The 20302-nt window shown below is 62.5% G+C and carries 20 protein-coding genes; 8 read left to right on the forward strand and 12 right to left on the reverse strand.

The genetic code is table 11. The features are described 5' to 3' along the window. The first annotated feature begins 214 nt into the window (after positions 1–214). The gene (locus SB822_RS11155) at positions 215–1501 is read left to right on the forward strand and encodes an MFS transporter (RefSeq protein ID WP_410854670.1); all 1287 of its coding nucleotides are present in this window, start codon (positions 215–217) and stop codon (positions 1499–1501) included. Positions 1502–1571: 70 nt separating this feature from the next. Here the strand turns inward: SB822_RS11155 and SB822_RS11160 are convergent, their stop codons facing one another. Further along, a complete protein-coding gene (locus tag SB822_RS11160; RefSeq protein ID WP_410854707.1) occupies positions 1572–2675 on the reverse strand; it encodes a LacI family DNA-binding transcriptional regulator in 1104 nt (367 codons plus the stop codon). Between the two features lie 63 nt (positions 2676–2738). Here SB822_RS11160 and SB822_RS11165 point away from each other — a divergent pair, with 63 nt between their 5' ends. From SB822_RS11165 to SB822_RS11175, 3 genes are all read left to right on the forward strand, one after another. Beyond that, complete coding sequence (locus SB822_RS11165) at positions 2739–3572, forward strand: NAD-dependent epimerase/dehydratase family protein (protein WP_007588822.1); 834 nt, start codon at positions 2739–2741, stop codon at positions 3570–3572. 199 nt (positions 3573–3771) lie between these two features. Further along, the gene (locus tag SB822_RS11170; protein WP_410854708.1) at positions 3772–4083 is read left to right on the forward strand and encodes a hypothetical protein; all 312 of its coding nucleotides are present in this window, start codon (positions 3772–3774) and stop codon (positions 4081–4083) included. 226 nt (positions 4084–4309) lie between these two features. After that, complete coding sequence (locus tag SB822_RS11175) at positions 4310–5179, forward strand: hypothetical protein (protein WP_114223478.1); 870 nt, start codon at positions 4310–4312, stop codon at positions 5177–5179. An 84-nt stretch (positions 5180–5263) separates the two neighbouring features. On the opposite strand, the gene SB822_RS11180 is transcribed toward SB822_RS11175, so the two are convergent. Then, positions 5264–6121 carry an oxidoreductase gene (locus SB822_RS11180; protein ID WP_114223479.1) on the reverse strand — a complete coding sequence of 286 codons (858 nt, stop codon included), beginning with the start codon at positions 6119–6121 and terminating at the stop codon, positions 5264–5266. Positions 6122–6240: 119 nt separating this feature from the next. Here SB822_RS11180 and SB822_RS11185 point away from each other — a divergent pair, with 119 nt between their 5' ends. Then, complete coding sequence (locus SB822_RS11185; protein ID WP_410854671.1) at positions 6241–7170, forward strand: LysR family transcriptional regulator; 930 nt, start codon at positions 6241–6243, stop codon at positions 7168–7170. Between the two features lie 91 nt (positions 7171–7261). Here the strand turns inward: SB822_RS11185 and SB822_RS11190 are convergent, their stop codons facing one another. Further along, entirely contained in the window at positions 7262–9433 is a 2172-nt protein-coding gene (locus SB822_RS11190; protein WP_410854672.1) for a M1 family metallopeptidase, read from the reverse strand. A 597-nt stretch (positions 9434–10030) separates the two neighbouring features. On the opposite strand from SB822_RS11190, the gene SB822_RS11195 reads away from it, so the two are divergent. Next, the gene (locus SB822_RS11195) at positions 10031–10591 is read left to right on the forward strand and encodes an EAL domain-containing protein (RefSeq protein ID WP_410854673.1); all 561 of its coding nucleotides are present in this window, start codon (positions 10031–10033) and stop codon (positions 10589–10591) included. On the opposite strand, the gene SB822_RS11200 is transcribed toward SB822_RS11195, so the two are convergent. From SB822_RS11200 to SB822_RS11210, 3 genes are read right to left on the reverse strand one after another with little or no spacing between them, the layout of a single operon-like run. Beyond that, entirely contained in the window at positions 10561–11043 is a 483-nt protein-coding gene (locus SB822_RS11200) for a DUF1348 family protein (protein WP_007588815.1), read from the reverse strand. The two genes, SB822_RS11195 and SB822_RS11200, sit on opposite strands and share 31 nt — an antisense overlap. A 59-nt stretch (positions 11044–11102) precedes the next feature. Then, complete coding sequence (gene cynS, locus SB822_RS11205) at positions 11103–11573, reverse strand: cyanase (protein WP_410854674.1); 471 nt, start codon at positions 11571–11573, stop codon at positions 11103–11105. Between the two features lie 49 nt (positions 11574–11622). After that, entirely contained in the window at positions 11623–12282 is a 660-nt protein-coding gene (locus SB822_RS11210) for a carbonic anhydrase (protein ID WP_086919538.1), read from the reverse strand. Positions 12283–12425: 143 nt separating this feature from the next. Between SB822_RS11210 and cynR the strand changes: the two genes are divergently transcribed. Beyond that, a complete protein-coding gene (gene cynR, locus SB822_RS11215) occupies positions 12426–13307 on the forward strand; it encodes a transcriptional regulator CynR (protein WP_086919537.1) in 882 nt (293 codons plus the stop codon). Between the two features lie 17 nt (positions 13308–13324). On the opposite strand, the gene SB822_RS11220 is transcribed toward cynR, so the two are convergent. The 3 genes from SB822_RS11220 to SB822_RS11230 all read right to left on the reverse strand — a co-directional run bounded on the left by SB822_RS11220 (position 13325) and on the right by SB822_RS11230 (position 18044). Continuing rightward, positions 13325–14689: a sigma-54-dependent transcriptional regulator gene (locus SB822_RS11220; RefSeq protein WP_007588809.1), complete on the reverse strand. Its 1365-nt coding sequence runs from the start codon at positions 14687–14689 to the stop codon at positions 13325–13327. Beyond that, positions 14679–16562: an ATP-binding protein gene (locus tag SB822_RS11225; protein WP_410854675.1), complete on the reverse strand. Its 1884-nt coding sequence runs from the start codon at positions 16560–16562 to the stop codon at positions 14679–14681. The genes SB822_RS11220 and SB822_RS11225 overlap by 11 nt, the downstream gene beginning before the upstream one ends. Before the next feature lie 117 nt (positions 16563–16679). Beyond that, the gene (locus tag SB822_RS11230) at positions 16680–18044 is read right to left on the reverse strand and encodes a 2-hydroxycarboxylate transporter family protein (RefSeq protein ID WP_007588807.1); all 1365 of its coding nucleotides are present in this window, start codon (positions 18042–18044) and stop codon (positions 16680–16682) included. Positions 18045–18299: 255 nt separating this feature from the next. Here SB822_RS11230 and SB822_RS11235 point away from each other — a divergent pair, with 255 nt between their 5' ends. After that, complete coding sequence (locus SB822_RS11235) at positions 18300–18740, forward strand: hypothetical protein (RefSeq protein WP_114223481.1); 441 nt, start codon at positions 18300–18302, stop codon at positions 18738–18740. Between the two features lie 60 nt (positions 18741–18800). Here the strand turns inward: SB822_RS11235 and SB822_RS11240 are convergent, their stop codons facing one another. The 3 genes from SB822_RS11240 to SB822_RS11250 all read right to left on the reverse strand — a co-directional run bounded on the left by SB822_RS11240 (position 18801) and on the right by SB822_RS11250 (position 20244). Beyond that, positions 18801–19217 (reverse strand): organic hydroperoxide resistance protein, encoded by a 417-nt coding sequence (locus tag SB822_RS11240; protein WP_091781488.1) that lies wholly within the window; start codon positions 19215–19217, stop codon positions 18801–18803. Positions 19218–19243: 26 nt separating this feature from the next. Beyond that, entirely contained in the window at positions 19244–19513 is a 270-nt protein-coding gene (locus tag SB822_RS11245) for a hypothetical protein (RefSeq protein ID WP_007588804.1), read from the reverse strand. 269 nt (positions 19514–19782) lie between these two features. Continuing rightward, positions 19783–20244: a MarR family winged helix-turn-helix transcriptional regulator gene (locus SB822_RS11250; RefSeq protein WP_114223483.1), complete on the reverse strand. Its 462-nt coding sequence runs from the start codon at positions 20242–20244 to the stop codon at positions 19783–19785. Between the last annotated feature and the right edge of the window lie 58 nt (positions 20245–20302).

The raw sequence follows: 20302 nt of genomic DNA on the forward strand, positions 1-20302 counted from the left end.
CGTCCCCACAGAAAACGCCATCCTGCCGCGCATCCATGAAAACACGTACTAGCCAAGCAGCGACAAACCACCTATTCTTGGAAAAACGTTTTCCCAACGTGACGGAAAAATGCCCGCGCAGCCGCCCAGCGCGCGACGCATCCCGCACCGGCGCTCGTCGCCGGCCATGAATAAAGACGCGGCGCGACGAGCGATGCCGCGAACGGAGACATACATGCAATCTGCCGTCGTCGGCGTCGTGCGATCTGCCAGCCGCTTCCGCTGGACCGTCTGCGCGCTGCTCTTCTTCGCGACCGTCATCAACTACATGGACCGGCAGATTCTCGGTCTGCTCGCCCCCGTGCTCCAGCACGAAATCGGCTGGACGCAGGTGCAGTACGGCCGCATCGTGATCGCCTTCTCCGCGTTCTATGCAATCGGCCTGCTGGGCTTCGGGCGCATCGTCGACTGGCTCGGCACGCGCATTTCCTACGCGGCCGCGATGCTGGTCTGGAGCATCGCCGCGATGCTGCACGCGGCCGTCGGCTCGGTGACGGGCTTCGCGATGGTGCGGGCTCTGCTCGGCATCGGCGAAGGCGGCAACTTCCCGTCCGCGATCAAGACCACGGCCGAGTGGTTTCCGCGCCGCGAGCGCGCGCTCGCAACGGGCATCTTCAACTCGGGTGCGAACATCGGCGCGGTGTTCGCGCCCGCGATCATTCCGCCCATCGCCGTGCTGTACGGCTGGCGCGCGGCGTTCATCATCATCGGCGCGATTGGCATCGTGTGGCTGGCCGTGTGGCTCGTCGTCTACCGCCCCGCCGACCGTAGCGACTTGGAGGAAGCGGACGATACGGGCGACGACGCCGACGCGCTCGACGCCCGCAATGCGAACGCCCCCGCGCCGGGCTGGAGCCAGTTGATCCGCAAACGCCAAACGTGGGCGTTCCTGATCGGCAAGTTCCTGACCGATCCCGTCTGGTGGTTCTACCTGTTCTGGCTGCCGAAGTGGCTCAACGAGTCGCGCGGCATGGACATGCAGCACATCGGCTTGCCGCTCGTCGTCATCTACGCGATCACGACGGTTGGCAGTATCGGCGGCGGCTGGATTTCGTCGACATTGCTGCGTAAGGGCTGGACCGTGAATGCCGCGCGCAAGACGGCGATGCTGATCTGCGCATGCTGCGTGCTGCCCATCGCGTTCGTCTCGCAAGTGGACAATCTGTGGGTTGCCGTCGGCATCGTCGGTCTCGCAGCGGCTGCGCACCAGGGCTGGTCGGCGAATCTGTTCACGACGGCATCCGACCTGTTCCCCCGCCGCGCGCTTGGCGCCGTGGTTGGTATCGGCGGGATGGCGGGCTCGGTCGGCGGCGTGCTGTTCTCCGAAGTGATCGGCCAGGTGCTGCAACGCACGGGCCACTACTGGGTGCTGTTCGCGATCGGCGCGCTCGCTTACCTCATCGCGCTCGTCGTCATGCACCTGCTGACGCCGCGCATGACGCCCGCGAAGCTCGATGCGTAATCCGGCATGCCGCGCCGCGTTGCGCGGCGCGCGTGCCGCCGCAATATGCGCGAGGCGCGCGAGTCGATCGTCAGCCGCAAGCGGCCGTCGACTCGCGCACGATCAAGCGCGGCTCGAACATCGAATGCTCGGCCTCTGCGTGGCCTGCGAGTCCGTCGATCAGCTTCTGCATCGCCAGTTCGCCCATTTTCTCGCTTTGAATATCAACGGTAGTCAGCGCGGGCGCGGCGTACTCGCCATACGGCACGTTGTCGATGCCCGTCACGGAGACGTCGCGCGGCAGCTTGAATCCGAGCGACGCCGCCTCTTTCATGAAGCCGAGCGCGATCAGATCGTTGTAGCAGATCACCGCCTGCGGCCGCTGCGGCCCGAGCATCACGCGCGAGCAGGCCTGCTCGCCCGCCTGCGCAGTGGGCGCATGCGCGTCGTGCACGTCGAGCGTGAGGCCGGCTTCGTCGAGACATTCGCGCGCGCCGCGAATCCGCTCGTCGTTGATGCGCGCCTGGCCAAAGCCGAGATACGCGATATGCCGGTGCCCGAGGTTCAGCAGATGACGCGCGAGCATGTAAGTGGCGAGCCGGTTGTCGATGCCGACGCTCGGAATCGGCAGGCCCGGACTGCGCCGCAACAGCACGAGCGGCTTGTTGAGTTCGAGCATCCACTGCGATTCTTCGTCGGGCATCCGCGAGTTGACGATCAAACCGTCGACACGTTGCGCCAGCGCCTCGATCAGCGAACGCTCGCGCGCCTGGTTTTCTTCGGTGTCGACCAGCAGCAGCGTGTAGTCGTGCTGCAGCGCGACGCGGTTCGCGCCCTTGACGACGTTCGTGAAGTGCGGATTGCTGATGTCGAGGATCGCGAGCCCGATGGTGCGCGTGCGGCCCGTGATCATCGAGCGCGCAAGCGGGTTCGAACGATAGCCGAGCCGCTCGATCGCTTCCTTGAGCCGCGCTTCGACGGGGGGAGAGAAACGCTGCGCGCCGTTGATGTACTTGGAAACGGTCGCGACCGACACGCCCGCGTCGCCAGCGACATCGCGAATCGTTGGGGAAACTTTTTTCATCCGGAAGGTAACGTTTTCTTTTGCCGTGAGTGGATTGTCGCAGAAAACACCTGCAGTGAAACCTGTTCGCCGACCTCTCGCGGCTTGATGAATCTGGCGATTGACGCACAGCCGGCGTCGCCTTTATAGTTGGAAAACGTTTTCCTTATTTTAGGTTATTTCGAAGGATTAGCAATGAACGAGACATCTGCTGGGTCGCGCAAACCGTTCCGCCGCCTGTTGCTGACGGGCGCGGGTGGCAATCTGGGCCGCCAGCTGCGCGATGCGCTGGCCGCCTGGGCCGACATCGTGCGCGTGAGCGACATCGTCCCGGTGAGCGCCGCGGCTGCGCACGAGGAAGCGAGCGTCGTCGATCTGGCGGACCGTGACGCCGTGATGCACATGGTCGAAGGCGTCGATGCGATCGTGCATCTGGGCGGCATTTCGATCGACGCGCCGTTCGACGATCTCATCGAAGCGAACATCCGCGGCACGTACAACCTGTACGAAGCCGCGCGCAAACATGGCGTGAAGCGCGTCGTGTTCGCCAGCTCGAATCATGCAATCGGCTTTCATCCCGTCACCGAAGTGCTCGACGCCGACGCGCCGCAACGCCCCGACAGCCTGTACGGCGTGACGAAATGCTTCGGCGAGTCGCTGTCGCGCTACTACTTCGACCGCTTCGGCATCGAGACCGTGTGCCTGCGTATCGGCTCGTCGTTCGAAGAACCGAAGAATCCGCGCATGCTCGTCACGTACCTGAGCTACCGCGACTTCATCGAACTCGTGCGCTGCTCACTGTTCACGAACCGTGTCGGCCATGCCGTCGTGTATGGCGCGTCGGACAACCCCATCAAGTGGTGGGACAACACGAAGGCGAATTTTCTCGGGTTCCGTCCGCGCGACAGCTCCACGCAGTTCTCGGACCGCTTCCCCGTCACGTCGCCGACAGCCGAATACGACGACCCGGCGCAACGCTTCCAGGGCGGCATGTTCGTGCTCGGCGAACCGATGGAGCGCAGCGCTTAAGCAGGCGCTTCACGCCGCATGGCGCGGCAGGAGCAGCATGAGCGGCAAAAACGCTCCACATCACGCGCGATGCCGCCCCATTGCCTGCATCGCGCCTGACGCCAGCGCATCCGCTGGCGAATTTTTTTTCGCACCCGCAATGAATTGCCGGCACAGTTTCGCAACGTGTACCATGTGACCTAGGGCAAAACCCTTGGAGATGATCATGGACAGGCATGCAGTACATTACCGGCGCCACGTCATCATCCCACTTGCGTCCGTGGGCACTCGCGGATACGCGGCCAGCGTGTTCGTCACCGGCCCCAGCGGACGGCGTAAAGCCTTTGGCATCCTCGGCTACTTTTCTTCCGAGGAAGAGGCGATCCAGTACGCGACGTCGTGCGCAAAAGCCCGCATCGAAGGCAATCGGATGCCGGGTTTGCCGCGCAAGTTCAGTGCTATCCGGCACTGGTTCCTGCGTCATGGCATGCGCCGCCAACAGGGACTGTTCGCACCGAATCCCTGGGAATGATCAGACGTTAGTTGTGCAATCGACGCGCCGTCAGTAGCGCGCGTCCTCGACACGCAAACTAAACCGAAGCGTTCGATAATCGGAGAAGCTTCGACTCGCCGCGTTCATGCGCCTGGCGGTCATTGTCCCTTTGGGAAGCGCGATTCTCTGCTTATTGCTCGCCTGTTTCCACTCGTCAGGCGTGCCAATTGCTGGCATTTGTCTGACTTAAAGCCGCGAGCCGTCGATGATCGACGCCCGCGTCGATCGAAAGACCATCAGTATGATGACCACCCGAAAGATTTTGATGATTCTCGCCGGGCTCGTGCTCGGCGCCGCCTTGACCACGTACCTGATGCTGCTTCAGGCGGACCGCCGTGCAACGGCCGAAGTCAAGGCCGGCATGGATGAAACCGTGCGCCCTGCCGCCGTCGATTCGCGCGTCAGCGAAAGTCATATGACGGAAGGCAGTATTGGCCAGTCGACGCCGTCGCGCGCAATCACGAAGAGCGCCGCCGTCGAGCAGCAGCCGATCGTTCCCGCTCCCGCTCCGGCAGCACCCGCGCCGATGAAGGCCGCACCTACGCCAACGCCCAGCGCTGCCGTCACACAGAGCACTGAGCAGGCGAAGCCGGCGCCGTCGACGGCCGTCGCATCGGTGAACGTGCAGAACGCGGGCGCGCCGAAAGTGGTGCCAGCACCAGCACCTCGCGCGCAACGCGGACGCGAAAACCTGGACCGCCGTGCGGCAGCGAATCAGGGCGCGACGCCGGAAACGGACGAACTGGTCCGGCAATCGGCGAAGCTCGATCCTTCGTTGCCGCCTCCGACGTCAATGCCAACGCAGACGCCCTCCACGGCGAGCACAGACCCGCGCAGCGCGTCTCGCGGCGCGTATCAAACGGGGGCTGCGCAAACCGACCAGTTGGTGCGCGATTCGGCGAAGCTCGATCCTTCGCTGCCGCCGCCGAACATGTCGGCCGTTCGCGCCGCGACGGAACAACAGCAACGGGCGATGAAACCCGGCGCCGGTTCGAACCCTATCGCCGCAGCGGCGACGGACCAACTGGTCCGCGATTCCGCCAAGCTAGACCCCTCGCTGCCGCCGCCGAAATAACGCGGGTTATTCACGCAAAGCACAACGGCGCCGCTGCTCTCGCAGCGGCGCCGTTGTTTTTACTTTCGTCCTATCAATACCGGCTTAGACGGGGAAGTCCGTGGATGCCGACAGCGTCTTCCAGGCTTCCGTTTCCGTCGTCACGTATTCGTTCTTCTCCGCGATCGCCTTCAGCGTATCGGTGCCGAGCGGAAGCCGCAGCGGCGGCGTTTGCGCATCGACGAGCGTGACGAGCGCGGTCGCCAGCTTCTGCGGGTCGCCGGGCTGGTTGTGATTCATGCCGACCGCGAAGCGGCGCACGTTGCCCGACGTCTCATCGTAGTCGTCGATGATGTCCTTGCCGACGATCAGCGACGACCCATCCAGGAAGTCCGTGCGGAAGTAGCCCGGCTCAACCACGGTCGCGTGGATGCCGAGCGGCTTCAACTCCGCATGCAGCGCTTCCGTGATGCCTTCGACAGCGAACTTCGTCGAGCAATACACGCCAAAGCCCGCCCCCGAGCGATACCCGCCGATCGACGACATGTTGATCACATGCCCCGAGCGCTGCTTGCGCATAACGGGCAGCACGGCGCGCGTCACATTCAGCAGACCAAAGACGTTGGTGTCGTACATGCGGCGCACGTCAGCGTCGCTCGATTCCTCGACCGCCGCCAGCAGGCCGAAGCCCGCATTGTTGATCAGCACGTCGATCCGGCCGAACTTCTCGACGGCAGCCTCGACGGCCGCTTTCGCCTGCGCTTCGCTGGTCACGTCGAGCGCGACGGGCAGCAAGGCCGGCGACTCGCCGAGCCGCTCGACAATTGCGGCGGCATTGCGGCCCGCAGCGACGACGGCATTGCCGTCCGCCAGCGCCGCTTCGGCCATCAGCGCGCCCAGACCGCGCGAAGCGCCCGTGATGAACCAGACGCGCTTGAACTGTTGTTTCGTGACGTTGCTCATGATCGTGTTCCTACGTTCGTGGTGAGAGTGAAACGAAGAATAGGACGTCCGATTCGCACAAACTAGCCGTCAATTGCTAGACTGATAATCAACTTTTATTTGCTAATCGGGAACAGCCGATGAACGAGGTCCGCGCCATTTCGATCTTTGTCCGCGCCGCTGCCGTCGGCAGCCTGCGCAAGGCCGCCGTCGATCAGGGCATCTCGCCTCAGGCGGCCAGCCACGCGGTGATGCAGTTGGAAAAGTCGCTCGGCGTGCGGCTGTTTCATCGGACCACGCGCAAGCTGAGCCTGACGGAGGAAGGACAGCGGCTGCTGCAAAGCGTCGAGCCGGCGCTCGCCACGCTGTCGTCGGCAATCGACGACGCGCGCCGCGCCAAAGACGAAGTGGCGGGCCCGCTGCGTGTGAGCGCGCCGATGGCGCTCGGGCGCGCGGTGCTATGGCCGTCCGTCCTCGAATTCGCCGCGCTCTATCCCGAGGTGCAACTGGACGTGCGCTTCGACGATCACTTCACCGATCTCGTCAGTGATCGCGCCGACGTCGGTTTTCGCGGCGGTTCGCCGCCATCGGGCGGCACGATTGCGCGGCGGCTGCTGCCCATCCAGTTGATCGTGTGCGCGTCGCCGGCGTATATCGAGCGTCACGGCAAGCCATCGACGGTCGATGAACTCGATGCGCATCGCTGCACGGGATACCGGCGCGCGAACACCGGCAAGCAGGCGCCGTGGGAATTTCTGATCGGCAATGAAATCGTCTATCGCGACGTCGCCGCGACGCTGTGCGCGAACGATATCGACGCGGAAACGGACGCGGTGCTGGCGGGTCTCGCAATCGGCCAGCTAGGCAGCTTCTCGGCCGTCTCGCATATTCGTAGCAAACGGCTCGTGCCTTTGCTGACGCAGCACATGACGCAGCGCGAATCGATCTACATCTACTATCGCCATCGCACCGAACAGCCGCTGCGTGTGAGGACGTTCATCGACTTCATGATCGAGCGGCTCGCGGATAACAAGGCCTTCTTTCTCGAGCCTGCGGAATTGCGCGCCTGACGCGTGAACCGTGCGTGACTACCGAGCGCAAAGCAATTGCGCGCCCGTCCGCATGATGCGGACGGGCGCGCGCCGTCATACGAGAACGACGTTACTCCGTCTTGTTACGCGGCTTCAGCTTGCCCTGATAACGCAGCGTCGGACGAACCGTTTCTGCCTGCGGCGTCACCAGCACCTGACGGCGCGCCATCGCGCTGACCGGCGGCGTGATCGAGCCGATCGTCGTAGCGCGCGAAGGATTGGCCAGGCCCGAATTCACGAGCATCTTCGCTTCCATCTGCAGGTTGGTCAGCAACACGGGATCGGTCAACGCGCTGCTCTGCGCGAGCAACTGGCTCCACGCGTTGTCGCCATAGTTCGTCACGTAGTAATCGAGCCCGCTCGGGTCCGCGACGACTGCTGAGCAGCCGTTGACGCGCACCTGCATCTGCGTGTCCTTCAGCGCAACCGTCTTGCGCCGCGCGAGACCTTCACCGTAAGCGAGCGTCAACGGGACCGTCCATTGAATGCCCGGATACAGATTCTGGTTCGGATACGGCGACTGCTTGAGCGTGACGACCGTCTGATTGCTCGTCAGATCGCATTGCGTATCGAGCGATACCAGCGGCACACCCGTTTGCCGCACGAAGCTGTCACCGATGGCGACCATCGGCTCGCCGCTCACCTTCGCCAGCTCGTCCCACAGACGCTTGGGCGTCGAGTTGCCGAGTGAGTAGTCGGCCAGATACGACTGCAGGCCCCTGCGCATCACGCCATCGCCGAGATAGTTCTCAAGCATCTTCAGCACGATGCCGCCTTTGTCGTACGTGAACGGACTAGCGCTCAACACGAAATCATTCGATGCCCAGTCGTTGAAGTTCGGCTGCACCGGGAACGATGTGTTTCGCAGGTCGCGCGACATCACCGCGTACTTGGTCTTCACTTCGTCGACCCAACTGAAGCGATCGGGGAAAAACAGAATCTTCGTCTTGTTCTCGAAGTACGTCGCGAACGATTCGTTCATCCACACGTCGTCCCACCAGTCGAGCGTCACGAGATCGCCGAACCACTGGTGGGCGGCCTCGTGCGTCAGCACCACCACGCCATAGTCGGACATCGGCGTGCCGGGCGGCGGAAGAATGTCGTCGGCGAATTCGAGAATGGCGCCCCAGTTCTCCATCCCGCCAAAGTTCAGGTCCTTCTGCTCCTTGAACGCATCGTTCGCGGCGATCGTGTCGAACTTCGTGAGCGGCAGCGGGATGCCCGTGTAGCGGTAGTAATAATCGAGCGCCTGCTTGGTCTGCTGCATCGCGGGCACGGCCCAGTCGCGCATGCCGGGCGGCGTGAAGATCCGCAGATGCAGATTCTTGCCGTCCTTCAACGGGCTCGTGAAGTCGTCTTCGAGCGTATCGAACATACCGCCGCCGAAGAACAGCAGGTATTGCGGCATCGGCGGCGTCTTGTCGAACGTGACGCGCTTGTAGCCGCTGTCCACATTGACGGACGGCTTCTCCGCGGCATTCGACACGACGCGCCAGTTCTGCGGCACTTCCGCCGACACCTCATACGTCATCCGGAAAGCCGGCTCGTCCCAGCCCGGGAACCATTGGCGCGCAAGGTTGGTTTCGCCTTGCGTGAGGATCGCGCCGCTCGTCGTGCCGTCCGTCGACTTCAGATCGACGCGGAATACGCCTTCCGCCGCGGAGCAGCCGGGATACGGATCGTCGCCGCAACTGCCGCCTGTTTTCGTGGCGGGATCGTCGTAGGTCTTGAAGTTGATGATGCCCGACCACTCCATATGCAGCGAATAGTTGCCGGGATGAATCTGGCCGCTGACGGGCCGCAACTGATAGAAATCGCCGTCGTCCTGCGGCGTCGCGATCAGCTGGATGTTACCCGGCTGCAGCGTCGTCTTGCCGTTGACGAACTTGATGCGATGCCCGGCAATGACGATCTGATTGATGTTCTTCGTGACCTGGATCTCGACATCGGCGCGGCCGTCGAACGCGTTCAGATCCGGGTTAGGCCGGAACCACAGCTTGTAGTTGATCGGCTTCACGGTGTCGGGCAACTCGACGGGCGGCACCGATTTGTTGATCGACGTATCGGCGACTATAGGCGACTCCGGCGCCGCGAGCGCAGGTTGCGACGCCGGTGCCGTCGCACCCACCTGGGCGGACTTGCTCGAAGCCAGACCTCCATCGTCTCCACCACCACATGCACTCAACGCCAGTGTCGCAGCCAGCAACAGGCACTGCGCCTTTAACCGAAAATATGGTCGCATGGTTCGTCCTATCGGATAAAGCAGCTCTGGAAATGTGTGGTTATGCGTCTCTATTTATTATTAAAAATCACGAAAAAAGGTCTCCCCCACGCGCTTTAAGGCGAATGAAAGAATTGCAATAAACAGACGAAAACAGGCCTCAGCCCAATTCGCTGATATTTACATTTTTAGAACGTGAACTAGAGAAAAAATTACGGCATGACAACGACGCGCGGCGAACGCCACGCGCACAGACTCGCAGGGCTGACCACGCGCGCGATAATAATTTGATGCGCCCGTTTTGAATGACTGTCAGCTTACGATGGACGGTAGATTAGTTGGGCAAACGTCAGCGTGTCAACTTCCATTACAAAATATTTCTCGAATATTTCTACTATGCGTGATGAGTAAAATCGATTTGGAACGTGTTCTCGTATTGGCATTTATTTCGCATAAGCGGACATACGGGTTTTCCATAAAAGACATAAGTCGATTCTCGCCTTTATTTCCTGAATCCACTAATTCGTCGAAATAGTCATTAAAGAACCGCATTCCAACGAAGGGCATGCAAATCAATTGATCAGTAATGCCATTCGAATGGACTACGTACGCTGATGCGTGAATCTGCTGATTGCGGCTGGATACCTGATCGTCTTTGCGCCGCGCCGCCTGCTGCTTTCAGCCGTGCGCCGCGCGCTCAGGCATGGGCAATTGCATATCGCGTATCAACCCGTGGTCGAGATCGCCACGCGCCGCATGACGGGCGTCGAGGCGTTGATACGCTGGACACATCCGAAATGGGGCGCCGTGAGCCCCAGTGCGTTCATGACGGAAGTGGAAAGCAGCAGCCTGCTGGCGAGCGTCACCCTCTTTGCGCTGCAACGCGCGACAGAGGGCATCACGCAAAAGACGGACATCCGCCCATTGCGCGTCGTCGTCAACATCGCGCCAATGGATCTGGAGCGCAAGGAATTCGTCGCGGACGCACGAAGCGCTGCGCAGCCTGGGCATCCCGTTCGGTCAAGGCTATTTCTACCAGCGCCCCGTGCCCGTCTCGCAACTCTTCGTAGATACCAGCCGCAACCCGCTCACGACGAAAACACGCGTCACGCCTTGAGCATTTCAGGCGTAACGCGTGCGCTTCACGTTCAAAGGCCGAGATCGCTCAAGCTGGGGTGATCGTCGGGACGACGGCCCAGAGGCCAATGGAACTTGCGCTCCGACTCCTTGATCGGCATGTCGTTGATGCAGGCAAAGCGGCGTTGCATCAGACCGTCTTCGCCGAACTCCCAGTTCTCGTTGCCATACGAACGAAACCAGTTGCCCGCGTCATCGCGCCATTCATACGCGTAGCGCACCGCGATCCGATTGCCACCGAACGCCCACAACTCCTTGATCAGTCGATACTCGAATTCCTTGCGCCATTTGCGCTCCAGAAACGCCTGCGCCTCGGCGCGGTTGTTCGCGAACTCCGCGCGGTTGCGCCACTTCGTATCGAGCGAATAGGCAAGCGCGACTTTCGCCGCATCGCGCGAGTTCCAGCCGTCTTCCGCGAGGCGCACTTTCTCTGTGGCCGTTTCCAGTGTGAACGGAGGAAGCGGCGGGCGAATTTCCTGTTGTTGCGAAGACATGTCGACTCTCCTTTTACGAGGTCTGTTGCTGTGCTTGGGTTCGTGCAGGACTGAGGAAATCAGAACGGCTTGGTCGGCAGATACTTGCCGTTGAGCGTGATGATTGCGCGCTCGCCGCCTTCAGGATCCGGCACCTTCTGAATATCGAGCTTGAAGTTGATCGCGCTGATGATGCCGTCGCCGAACTGCTCGTGAACCAGCGCCTTCAACGTCGTGCCGTACACCTGCACCATTTCGTAGAAGCGATAGATGGTCGGATCGGTCGGCACGCCTCCGGGAATGCTGCCACGCACGGGGATGGTCTGCAGCAGACGGACGGCGTCGTTGTCGAGACCGAGACGCTCGGCAACCAGTTTCGCCGCCTTCTCCGGCAGTGCGTGCTGGCCAAGCAGCGCGGCCGTCGTGTATGCGACGCTCAGGCCCGTGCCTTCGTTGATCGCTTCGAACGTCAGGTTCTTGCGCGTCTTGGCGTCGATGATGGTTTCGGTCAGGGCTTCGCGTGCGTGCGGGGTGGTTTGCGATTGGGTCATGGTGTTGCTCCTTGAATGAGTGAGGCAGGGAATAACGACGAGGCGAAAATCAAAACGCTGCGACACATTCCTCACGCGTCGCGTTGACATCCGGATGCTCGGCCAGCGAAACGAACTGACGTGTCGTGCTGTCGAGTGCATCGATGGAACCGGATTCGATGTCATAGACCCAGCCATGCAGCTTCAGGCGGCCCTGCGCGAGCGCCAGCGCCACGGACGGATGCGTCTTGAGATTGATGAGTTGCGCGATCACGTTCTCACGCACCATCGAGTCGATGCGTTCGCGCTCGCTTGCATGATCGCGCGATTCGTTGACGAGCTTCGCCGAATCGGCGTAGCGCAGCCAGTTTGCGACGGCGGGCATGTGATCGAGGCACTTGCACGTTGCAACCGCCGTCATCGCGCCGCAATCCGAATGGCCGCAGATCACGACGTCGGTGACGCCCAGCGCGGCCACCGCATACTCGACCGTGGCCGACACACCACCCGGCTCCGGCCCGAACGAAGGCACGATGTTGCCGGCATTACGGATCACGAACAGGTCGCCCGGTTCGCGTTGCGTGACCAGTTCGGGCACCATCCGGCTGTCCGAACACGAGATGAATAGCGTTCGCGGCGTCTGGCTGGTAGCCAGCTTGCGGAACAACTCTTTGCGCGCCGGAAAGACGTCGCGCTGAAACTTCAGAAAACCGTCGATGATCTCTTGCATGATTCGCTCCATTCCGTCGCTCAGTGCGTTGGGTTGCGTTGCGCTGCGTTGAACAAAGAATGGACGCGATCAGCCATAGTGTCCAAGACCGGTTTATGATTGTGGCTATAGGCATAACCAATAGTTACCCGACAGGGGCAGACATGCTGCTACGTCATATCCGCTACTTTCTGGCCGTCGCCGAGCACCGCAATTTCACGCGCGCCGCCGAGGCGCTGCACGTGTCGCAGCCCACGCTGTCGCAACAGATCAGGCAACTGGAAGACACACTGCGCACGCAGTTGCTCGACCGCTCGGGTCGAACGGTGCAACTGACGGATGCGGGCGTGGCATGGATGCGCTATGCAAAACTCGCGCTACAGGATCTCGATGCGGGCGTGAGAGCCATTCACGATGTCGGCGAGCTGAGCCGCGGCAATCTGCGTCTTGCCGTCACGCCGACGTTTACGGCATATCTGGTGGGGCCCGTCATCGATCGCTTCTATGCGTCGCATCCCGGCATCGCGATCGAGATTCAGGAAATGACGCAGGACCAGATCGAAGCGCAACTCGCCGACGACAAGCTCGATGCCGGCATCGCGTTCGAGCCGGTGTACGCAGCGGAAATCGAAAGCCAGCCGCTGTTTCAGGAGACGCTGAGCCTCGTGGTCGGCAGCGGCCATGCGCGCGCGTCGCGTCGCAAGCCGCTTTCCGCGCAGGATTTTGCGAAAGAACCGTTGGTGCTGCTGAACAAGGCATTCGCGACGCGCCGCTATATCGACGAGTATTGCGCGCGGCATCGCGTTCGCCCGCAGGTTGCCATCGAGGTGAATTCGATCAGCGCGATCGTCGAGATCGTGCGTCACGGCCAGCTTGCGACCGTGCTGCCCGACGGCATCGCGCGCGAGCATGCCGAACTGCAGCCCGTGCCGCTCGATCCGCCGCTGCCCGCGCGCACGGCCGCCCTGCTGCAGCGTAAGGACGCGTATCGCACGGCGGCGAGCAAGGCGTTCGTGCAGGTGTTGATGGAGAGTCTGAAGCGCTGAAAGCGCCTGATAAAACGCTACGTGTCGATCTCTTCGCCCTGGGCATCGCGCGCGGCGATTTTTAGTTGGCGAAGCTTGTGATACAGCGTCTTCTTCGGCATGCCGAGCGCCTCGCTCGCTTCCGCCACGTTGCCGTGGTGACGCCGCAGCATGTCCTCGATCAGCCTGCGCTCGAAATACGCAAGCTGATCGGCGAGCGTGCCGCCCTTGACTGTTGTGCTACCGCCCTCGGACAGCAGGCTATCGCCCGTGAGACCGAGCACGAAGCGGTCCGCGACGTTCTGCAACTCGCGCACGTTGCCGGGCCACGCGTGCGTCATCAGCTCCGAAACCTGCGAAGCCGACACGACAGGCGCCGGTTGTCCGAAGCGGCGCGCGGCCGCCAGCACGAAATGCTCGAACAGCAACGGCACGTCTTCGCGGCGCTCGCGCAACGGCGGCAGTTCGATCTGCGCGACGTTCAACCTGTACAACAGGTCCGAGCGAAACCGTCCGTCGGAGGAAAGTGCCGTCAGATCGGCCTTGGTCGCAGCGATCACCCGGCAATCGACGGAAATCGACTCGTTCGCGCCGAGCCGCTCCAGCGTGCGTTCCTGCAGCACGCGCAGCATTTTGATCTGCAGCGCGACCGGCATGGTTTCGATTTCGTCGAGAAAGAGCGTGCCGCCGTGCGCCCATTCGATCTTGCCGACACGCTTCTTGATCGCGCCCGTGAACGCGCCCGCTTCGTGCCCGAACAACTCGCTTTCGAAAATCTGTTCCGGCAGGCCGCCACAATTGAGCGCGACGAAGTGCTTGTCGCGCCGTCCGCCAAAGTCGTGCAGGCTGCGCGCGATCAACTCCTTGCCAGTGCCCGTCTCGCCCGTGATCAGCACCGACACCGACGTGTCGGCGAGCCGCAAAATCTTCTTGCGCACTTCGGCGATCGCCGGCGACTTGCCGAGCACCAGCGCCTCGATGCCCTGCCAGTTGTCGAGCGCCGCCCGCAAGCCCTGCACCTCAAGCGTGAGGCGCCGCTTCTCGACCGCGCGCGCGACGCGCCCCGCGATATGGTCGGACGAAAAAGGCTTCTCGATGAAGTCGTACGCGCCGACCTGCATCGCGCCCACGGCCGTCGAGATATCGGCATGCCCGCTAATCAGCACGACAGGGATCTGCGAATCGATCGCCATCACCTTGTCGAGCAGCTGCAATCCGTCGATGCCCGGCATTCGCACATCCGACACGATCACAAGTGGCGCACCCGGCGCGACTTCGGCCAGCGCCTGCGCCGCCGATTCGAACGCGCTGACGGGAAAGCCCGCCAACGCCACGGCCTGCTCGACGCCGAAGCGGACATTCTCATCGTCCTCGACGACGAGCACGCGAATTTCATCTCCCATGAACCACCCTCTGCGACGTTGCCGCCGCGAATTCGATAGTGAATTGTGCGCCGCTGTCTGCAAGATTCGCGGCGGAAATCTTCGCGCCGAAACCCTCGACGATACGCGACGAGATGGCGAGCCCGAGGCCCAGGCCTTGCCCGCGCGGCTTGGTCGTCACGAACGGCTCGAACAGATGCGCGAGCACGTCGGGCGCGATGCCGGGGCCGCTATCCGCGATAGTGAACAGCACGCGCTCGCGCGCGTCGGGATCAGCGGCAGCAATCGTAATCACGCGCTTCGGTTCGTTGCGCACGGCGTCGAGCGCGTTGCCCAGCAGATTGACGATCACCTGCTGCAACTGGCTCGATTCCGCCCATACCGTCGTGCCCGCCGGAATCTTCACGTCGAGTTGCACGCCTTCGTCGCGGATGCGCGCTTCGTAGATGAGCCGTGCGTGCGCGACGGCTTCGCTCAGCGCCACCGCCACCCGCTCGACATCGGGCTTGCGCGCGAAGGTCTTCAACTCGCCCGTCAGCACGGCCATGCTGTCGACGAGTTTCGCCACACGCTCCAGATTCGCCACCGCCTGCGCGGGCTGATTGCGCTCGAAGAACGTGCGCGCGTTGTCGCACAGCGTGCGGATCGCGACGAGCGGCTGGTTCAGCTCGTGCGTGAGGCCCGCAGCCATCTGCCCGAGCACGGCGAGCTTGCCCGCATGCACGACTTCCTGCTGCGAGTCGCGCAGACGCTGCTCGGTCCGCTTGCGCTCGACGATCTCCTGCTTCATCCGTTCATTGGTTTCCACGAGCGCGGCGGTGCGTTGTGCGACGGTCATCTCCAGCCGGTCGTTCGCGAGGCGCAGCGCGTCTTGCGCCTTGAGCTTTTCGGCAATCGTGCGGCGTCGCTGGGTCGCGTACAACGCATACAGCCCGGCGATCAGAAACGCGCCCGTCACGAACGCGAGCGCAATCTGCTGCTGACGCCGCGCGGCGGCAACGTCGAGCAGCACCATGATCGAGTCGCCCGCTTGCGGCGCGGTCCGCGACATCACGAGAAACTGCGTGGTGCGGCCCGCGCGCCGCCAGTCGGGAAAGCGCCCGAGCCACGCCGTGCCGTCCCAGTCGGCGACCCGCCGATAAAGCAACGCATCGACGTTGCGGCCCGCGTATTGCCGCGAAGCCTGAATATCGCGCTGCTGCTGCGCGGTGATCGGCCGGAACGCGGTGAACTTCCACGCCGGCACCGTCGAGATGACGATGACCCCGTTGCCGTCGATCACCACAGCCGCCTCGCCGGGCGTGCGCCATGCCGCTTCGAGCGCATCGACACTCAGCTTCACGGCCGCCACGCCGATCGGCTTGCCTGCGTCGCGCACGGCGCTCGAGAAGTACAGGCCCGGCATGCCCGTGTTCGTGCCGATGCCGAAGAAGCGCCCCGCGCCGTGCGCGAGCGCGTCGTTGAAGTACGGCCGATAGGAAACATTGGTGCCGACGAAGCTGAACGACTGGTTCCAGTTGCTCGCGGCGATCACCTCGCCTTGCAGGTCGATCACATCGACGGCGAGACTGCCCGCGTCGTCGCTGACGGCTTCGAGATACGTGTTGACCTCGTGCAGCAGTTCGGGCGAAGCGCGCGAGCCTGCGCCCAGCAGCGCGCGCACGCTATCTTGCCGCGCGACGATGGCGGGCATCATCTCGAAGCGGCCCAGCTCGCTTTTCAGGCTGGCGGCGTACAGGTCCAGCCGATGCGCGCCGACTTGCGCGAGCGCATCGATCGCGCGGTCCCACGCAAATTCGACGGCCGCGGCCGCCGCGCCGAGATACAGCGCGCCAGCAGCGGCCCATGCCCACAACGGTATGCCTCTTATTCTCACGCGCACATTCAACCTCATCGATGCCCGACGCCGTATGCCGGCTTGCGCTGGACTCGCGCACGGCACCTTATACGAAAACGGGCGGCGCAAGCTGATCGCGCCGCCCGCCGCCGCGCCGCATCGGGCGCGGACGCGTCAGCCGAAATGCGCGAGCAGGATCAACGTCAGCGTCACCACGATCGCGCCGCCGATACGCGTCGCGATCTGCGCGAACGGCATCAGCGTCATGCGGTTCGCCGCCGTCAGGATCGCGACGTCGCCCGTGCCGCCCTGGCCGCTGTGGCAGGCGTTCACGATCGCGGTGTCGATAGGGTACATCTTCAGGAAGCGCCCAACCACAAAGCCCGTGCCCATCAGCGTCGCCACGGTCACGACGATGGTCACGATATTGGCGAACGTGAATGCGGCGATCAGCTTGTCCCACGGCGTCATCGCGACGCCGATTGCGAACAGCAGCGGATACGTGACAGCCGTCGAGAAGAACTTGTAGACAACGAACGCGCCTTCCTGCAACTGCGGCGAGACCGCGCGCGCGAGCTTCACCAGCACCGCGAGGAACAGCATTGCGACGGGCGCGGGCAGACCGAACAGATTGCGGCACATCAGGCCGAGCAGGTAAAGCGTGATCGCGGTGATGCCGGCGGCGGCAATATGCGTGACGTCGATATGGCCGCTGATTTCTTCCTTCACCGGGTCCATTTCATCCTTCTCGCCGACCTGCAGACGCCCGTTGCCCGTCAGATGCGGAAGACGCTTGCCGAGCATGTCGAGTGCGCCGGCCAGCACGATCGCCGTCAGGCTGCCGAGCATCACGGGCGGCAGCACCTGCGCGAACAGCTCGCCCTGCGGCAGATGCATGATTTCCGAATAGCCGATGGACAGCGGAATCGCGCCCTCGCCGACGCCGCCCGCCATGATGGGCACGACGATATACAGCAGCGTATGGCGCACGCCGAGTCCGAACATCGCGCCGACCGCCGTGCCGACGATGGCCGCCGCAATCGAACCGACCGCCAGCGGCACGAAGATCTTGATGAAGCCCTGGATCAGCACGCGCCGGTCCATGCTCAAAATGCTGCCGACGATGATCGACGCAATGAACAGGTACAGGAAGTTCGTCTGCTTGGTGAACTCCGTCGTCAGGTTGAGGACGGGTTTCGGCAGCAGGTGATAGTACGTGAGCGCCGACGGCACGAAGGTCGCGCAGATCGCGGCAGCGCCGATATTGCGCAGGATGGGCAGACGCTTGCCCAACTCGGCGCAGGTGAAGCCGAAGAACGCCAGCACGGCGATCGCCATCGAAATTTCGCCGGGCACCTTGCCGGTTACGGCGAAGCCCGTGATCAGCGCAAGCAGGATGAAGTAGACAGGCAGCGGAATGATGCCGATCCGGTATTCCATCAGCTTCCACCAGCCTTCCGGCCAGAAGCGTGCTTTGGTGGCGGGTTGCTGCGCGGGCGCCGGCTGCGAAGGGCCGTGGGCGTGAGAAGTGGTTTGCAAAGCATGTCTCCTTGATCTGGATGCGCGGGTGGCACCGCTTGTCTATGGCCGTGGCCAGTGGACGCCTATAGCGCAAGGGTCATGCCAGTTTTTCGCCAAGGAGAGATTATTTAAATCATTGATTTATAAAGCGTTTTATAGACCGACAAACAAGCGCTGACGATGCCGTTCTGAGACCTCAGAATCGGCCCGGATACGCAGGCTGAGAGTTCAGCCATTCGCTAGAATCGCGGCATCGCTCGATTGGGGAAAACCATGCAGGACACATGGCAGTTCCAGATCCGGATCACCGTTTCAGACGAACGGGCTGGCGCGTTGCGCGCCGATCCTGCTGCGCAGTCATACGCGCCGCTGCATGACGTGCTGAAACGGCACCGCGCGGAATTGAAATGCCAGTTCGACGCATTCGCCGATTACGTCAAGGAAGCCGAAGAGGCCGGGACGGCTGCGTACCCGCTCTATGACTGGACGCGGCAGACCATCGAGAACCCGGAAAAGAAAGCGAAGTATCTGCGCTCCTTCACCGTGTACGTCGAAGGCGAGCAGATCTATGCGAAAGAGACGGCCGACTCGCTCGAAGCAGCGCTCTCGTCGCTGGCGCTGGACCGTGCGTCGGGCATCGAACGCGTGTTCAAGTACGACACGAATCCCGCTCATAACCCGCAGCCGCCGCAATCGGGCGGCAAAGCGCAATAGCCGGTCCGCCGCATCCATCGTCTGAAGGACGCCGGCGAACCGGCCACCGCAGCGCACACATCACACCAACGCGATTTCGACGTCGATATTGCCGCGCGTCGCCTTCGAATACGGGCACGTCTGGTGTGCCGCATCGACGATCTTCTGCGCGACATCAGCGCTCACGCCCGGCAGGCTCACATTCAGACGCGCCTGCAGGAAGTAGCCGCCCTCGCCCGTGCCGAGGTCGACTTCGGCGTTCACATTGGTATCGGCGGGCAGCGTCACTTTCAGATCGCGCGCCGCCAGTCCCATTGCGCCAATGAAACACGCCGACCAGCCTGCCGCGAACAGTTGCTCGGGGTTCGTGCCCTTGCCGCTCGATCCCGGCGGCGAAAGCTGGATATCCAGCCGGCCGTCCGAGCTGCGCGCCGCGCCTTCACGGCCGCCCGTAGTTTGCGTCTTGCCTGTGTACAGGACGTTATCGATTCTTGCCATGATGTTCTCTATCCTCTGTTCGCCGATTAGTGATGCTTGAAGGTCGACAGGCCGAACTCGCTCGAAATGGTGCGGTGACCCGACTGAACGGTCTGGGTCGCTACGCCACCCATATCGTCGTTGGCGGCTGCATTGCGGCCTGCGTCGGCAACGATGGCGCTGGGACCTTGCTGCGACACGGGCGCGCCCTGCAGCGGGTTGTAATGCGGCGCCGGGCCGTAGCCGCTCGCGAAGGCCGAAGTGGACGCTGCTACGCCAAGGGCAAACCAGACTGCGACTTTGAAGAACTTGTTCATGTTGAACTCCGCCAGGTAGAGGCACCCGCCTAAGGGCGCCATAACTTTAAAAATTCCGTGGATCACGCCTCTCCGACGTCACCCACCTCTTTAAAACGCACACGATTGCATCGCGTACGACACATTCTACGTTCAAATTTTTTCCTGTCAAGCGCGATTTAATCGTGTGCGATGTATTTGTCGAGAAAAAAGCCGGAAATCCGGCTTGATGACGCGCCTGGCACGGAGAACTGGCGCGGCAAGCCCCGCCGCGCCCCGTCAGGCGGCGCTCAGTCCTGCTCGCTCACCGCCTTGATCAGGTTGTTGCGCAGCGTGACGATGGACCTCTGCATCTTGGAGAACTCGTCGGGCGCGAGGCCGCAAGCCTCCACCAGGTCCATGCCGAACGCCTTTTCGCGCAGCTTCCGGCCGGCCTTGGTCAGGCTGACGCGGACCTGGCGCTCGTCTTCCGGATCGCGCTGGCGCTCCAGATAGCCCATCCCTTCGAGCTTCTTCAGAATCGGCGTGAGCGTGTTCGATTCGAGAAACAGTTTCTCACCGAGACTGCTGACGGTCTGATGGTCCTCTTCCCACAGCGCAATCACGGTGATGTATTGCGTGTACGTGAGTCCCAGTTCTTCCAGAATCGGCTTGTAAGCCTTGCCGAATGCCAGGTTCGCCGAGTAAACGGCAAAGCACAGGAAGTCGGCGAGCTTCGGGTTCGTGTCTTCTGCCTTGGCGGTGGTCTTCATTTGCGTCCTCGTTGGCACGAGACGGATGTCTCTACAAGAACGCATTATACATCGTGTG

Source organism: Paraburkholderia sp. SIMBA_054, assembly GCF_046534875.1.
GTDB lineage: Bacteria > Pseudomonadota > Gammaproteobacteria > Burkholderiales > Burkholderiaceae > Paraburkholderia > Paraburkholderia hospita.

Excerpts from the sequence above, each read along its gene's own strand:
- cynR (WP_086919537.1), top strand. The coding sequence starts at position 12,426 with ATGCTGCTACGTCATATCCGCTACTTTCTGGCCGTCGCCGAGCACCGC.
- SB822_RS11180 (WP_114223479.1), bottom strand. The coding sequence starts at position 6,121 with ATGAGCAACGTCACGAAACAACAGTTCAAGCGCGTCTGGTTCATCACG.
- SB822_RS11220 (WP_007588809.1), bottom strand. The coding sequence starts at position 14,689 with ATGGGAGATGAAATTCGCGTGCTCGTCGTCGAGGACGATGAGAATGTC.
- SB822_RS11210 (WP_086919538.1), bottom strand. The coding sequence starts at position 12,282 with ATGCAAGAGATCATCGACGGTTTTCTGAAGTTTCAGCGCGACGTCTTT.
- cynS (WP_410854674.1), bottom strand. The coding sequence starts at position 11,573 with ATGACCCAATCGCAAACCACCCCGCACGCACGCGAAGCCCTGACCGAA.
- SB822_RS11185 (WP_410854671.1), top strand. The coding sequence starts at position 6,241 with ATGAACGAGGTCCGCGCCATTTCGATCTTTGTCCGCGCCGCTGCCGTC.
- SB822_RS11175 (WP_114223478.1), top strand. The coding sequence starts at position 4,310 with ATGATCGACGCCCGCGTCGATCGAAAGACCATCAGTATGATGACCACC.
- SB822_RS11245 (WP_007588804.1), bottom strand. The coding sequence starts at position 19,513 with ATGAACAAGTTCTTCAAAGTCGCAGTCTGGTTTGCCCTTGGCGTAGCA.
- SB822_RS11225 (WP_410854675.1), bottom strand. The coding sequence starts at position 16,562 with ATGAGGTTGAATGTGCGCGTGAGAATAAGAGGCATACCGTTGTGGGCA.
- SB822_RS11235 (WP_114223481.1), top strand. The coding sequence starts at position 18,300 with ATGCAGGACACATGGCAGTTCCAGATCCGGATCACCGTTTCAGACGAA.
- SB822_RS11190 (WP_410854672.1), bottom strand. The coding sequence starts at position 9,433 with ATGCGACCATATTTTCGGTTAAAGGCGCAGTGCCTGTTGCTGGCTGCG.
- SB822_RS11250 (WP_114223483.1), bottom strand. The coding sequence starts at position 20,244 with ATGAAGACCACCGCCAAGGCAGAAGACACGAACCCGAAGCTCGCCGAC.
- SB822_RS11200 (WP_007588815.1), bottom strand. The coding sequence starts at position 11,043 with ATGTCTTCGCAACAACAGGAAATTCGCCCGCCGCTTCCTCCGTTCACA.
- SB822_RS11155 (WP_410854670.1), top strand. The coding sequence starts at position 215 with ATGCAATCTGCCGTCGTCGGCGTCGTGCGATCTGCCAGCCGCTTCCGC.
- SB822_RS11170 (WP_410854708.1), top strand. The coding sequence starts at position 3,772 with ATGATCATGGACAGGCATGCAGTACATTACCGGCGCCACGTCATCATC.
- SB822_RS11165 (WP_007588822.1), top strand. The coding sequence starts at position 2,739 with ATGAACGAGACATCTGCTGGGTCGCGCAAACCGTTCCGCCGCCTGTTG.
- SB822_RS11240 (WP_091781488.1), bottom strand. The coding sequence starts at position 19,217 with ATGGCAAGAATCGATAACGTCCTGTACACAGGCAAGACGCAAACTACG.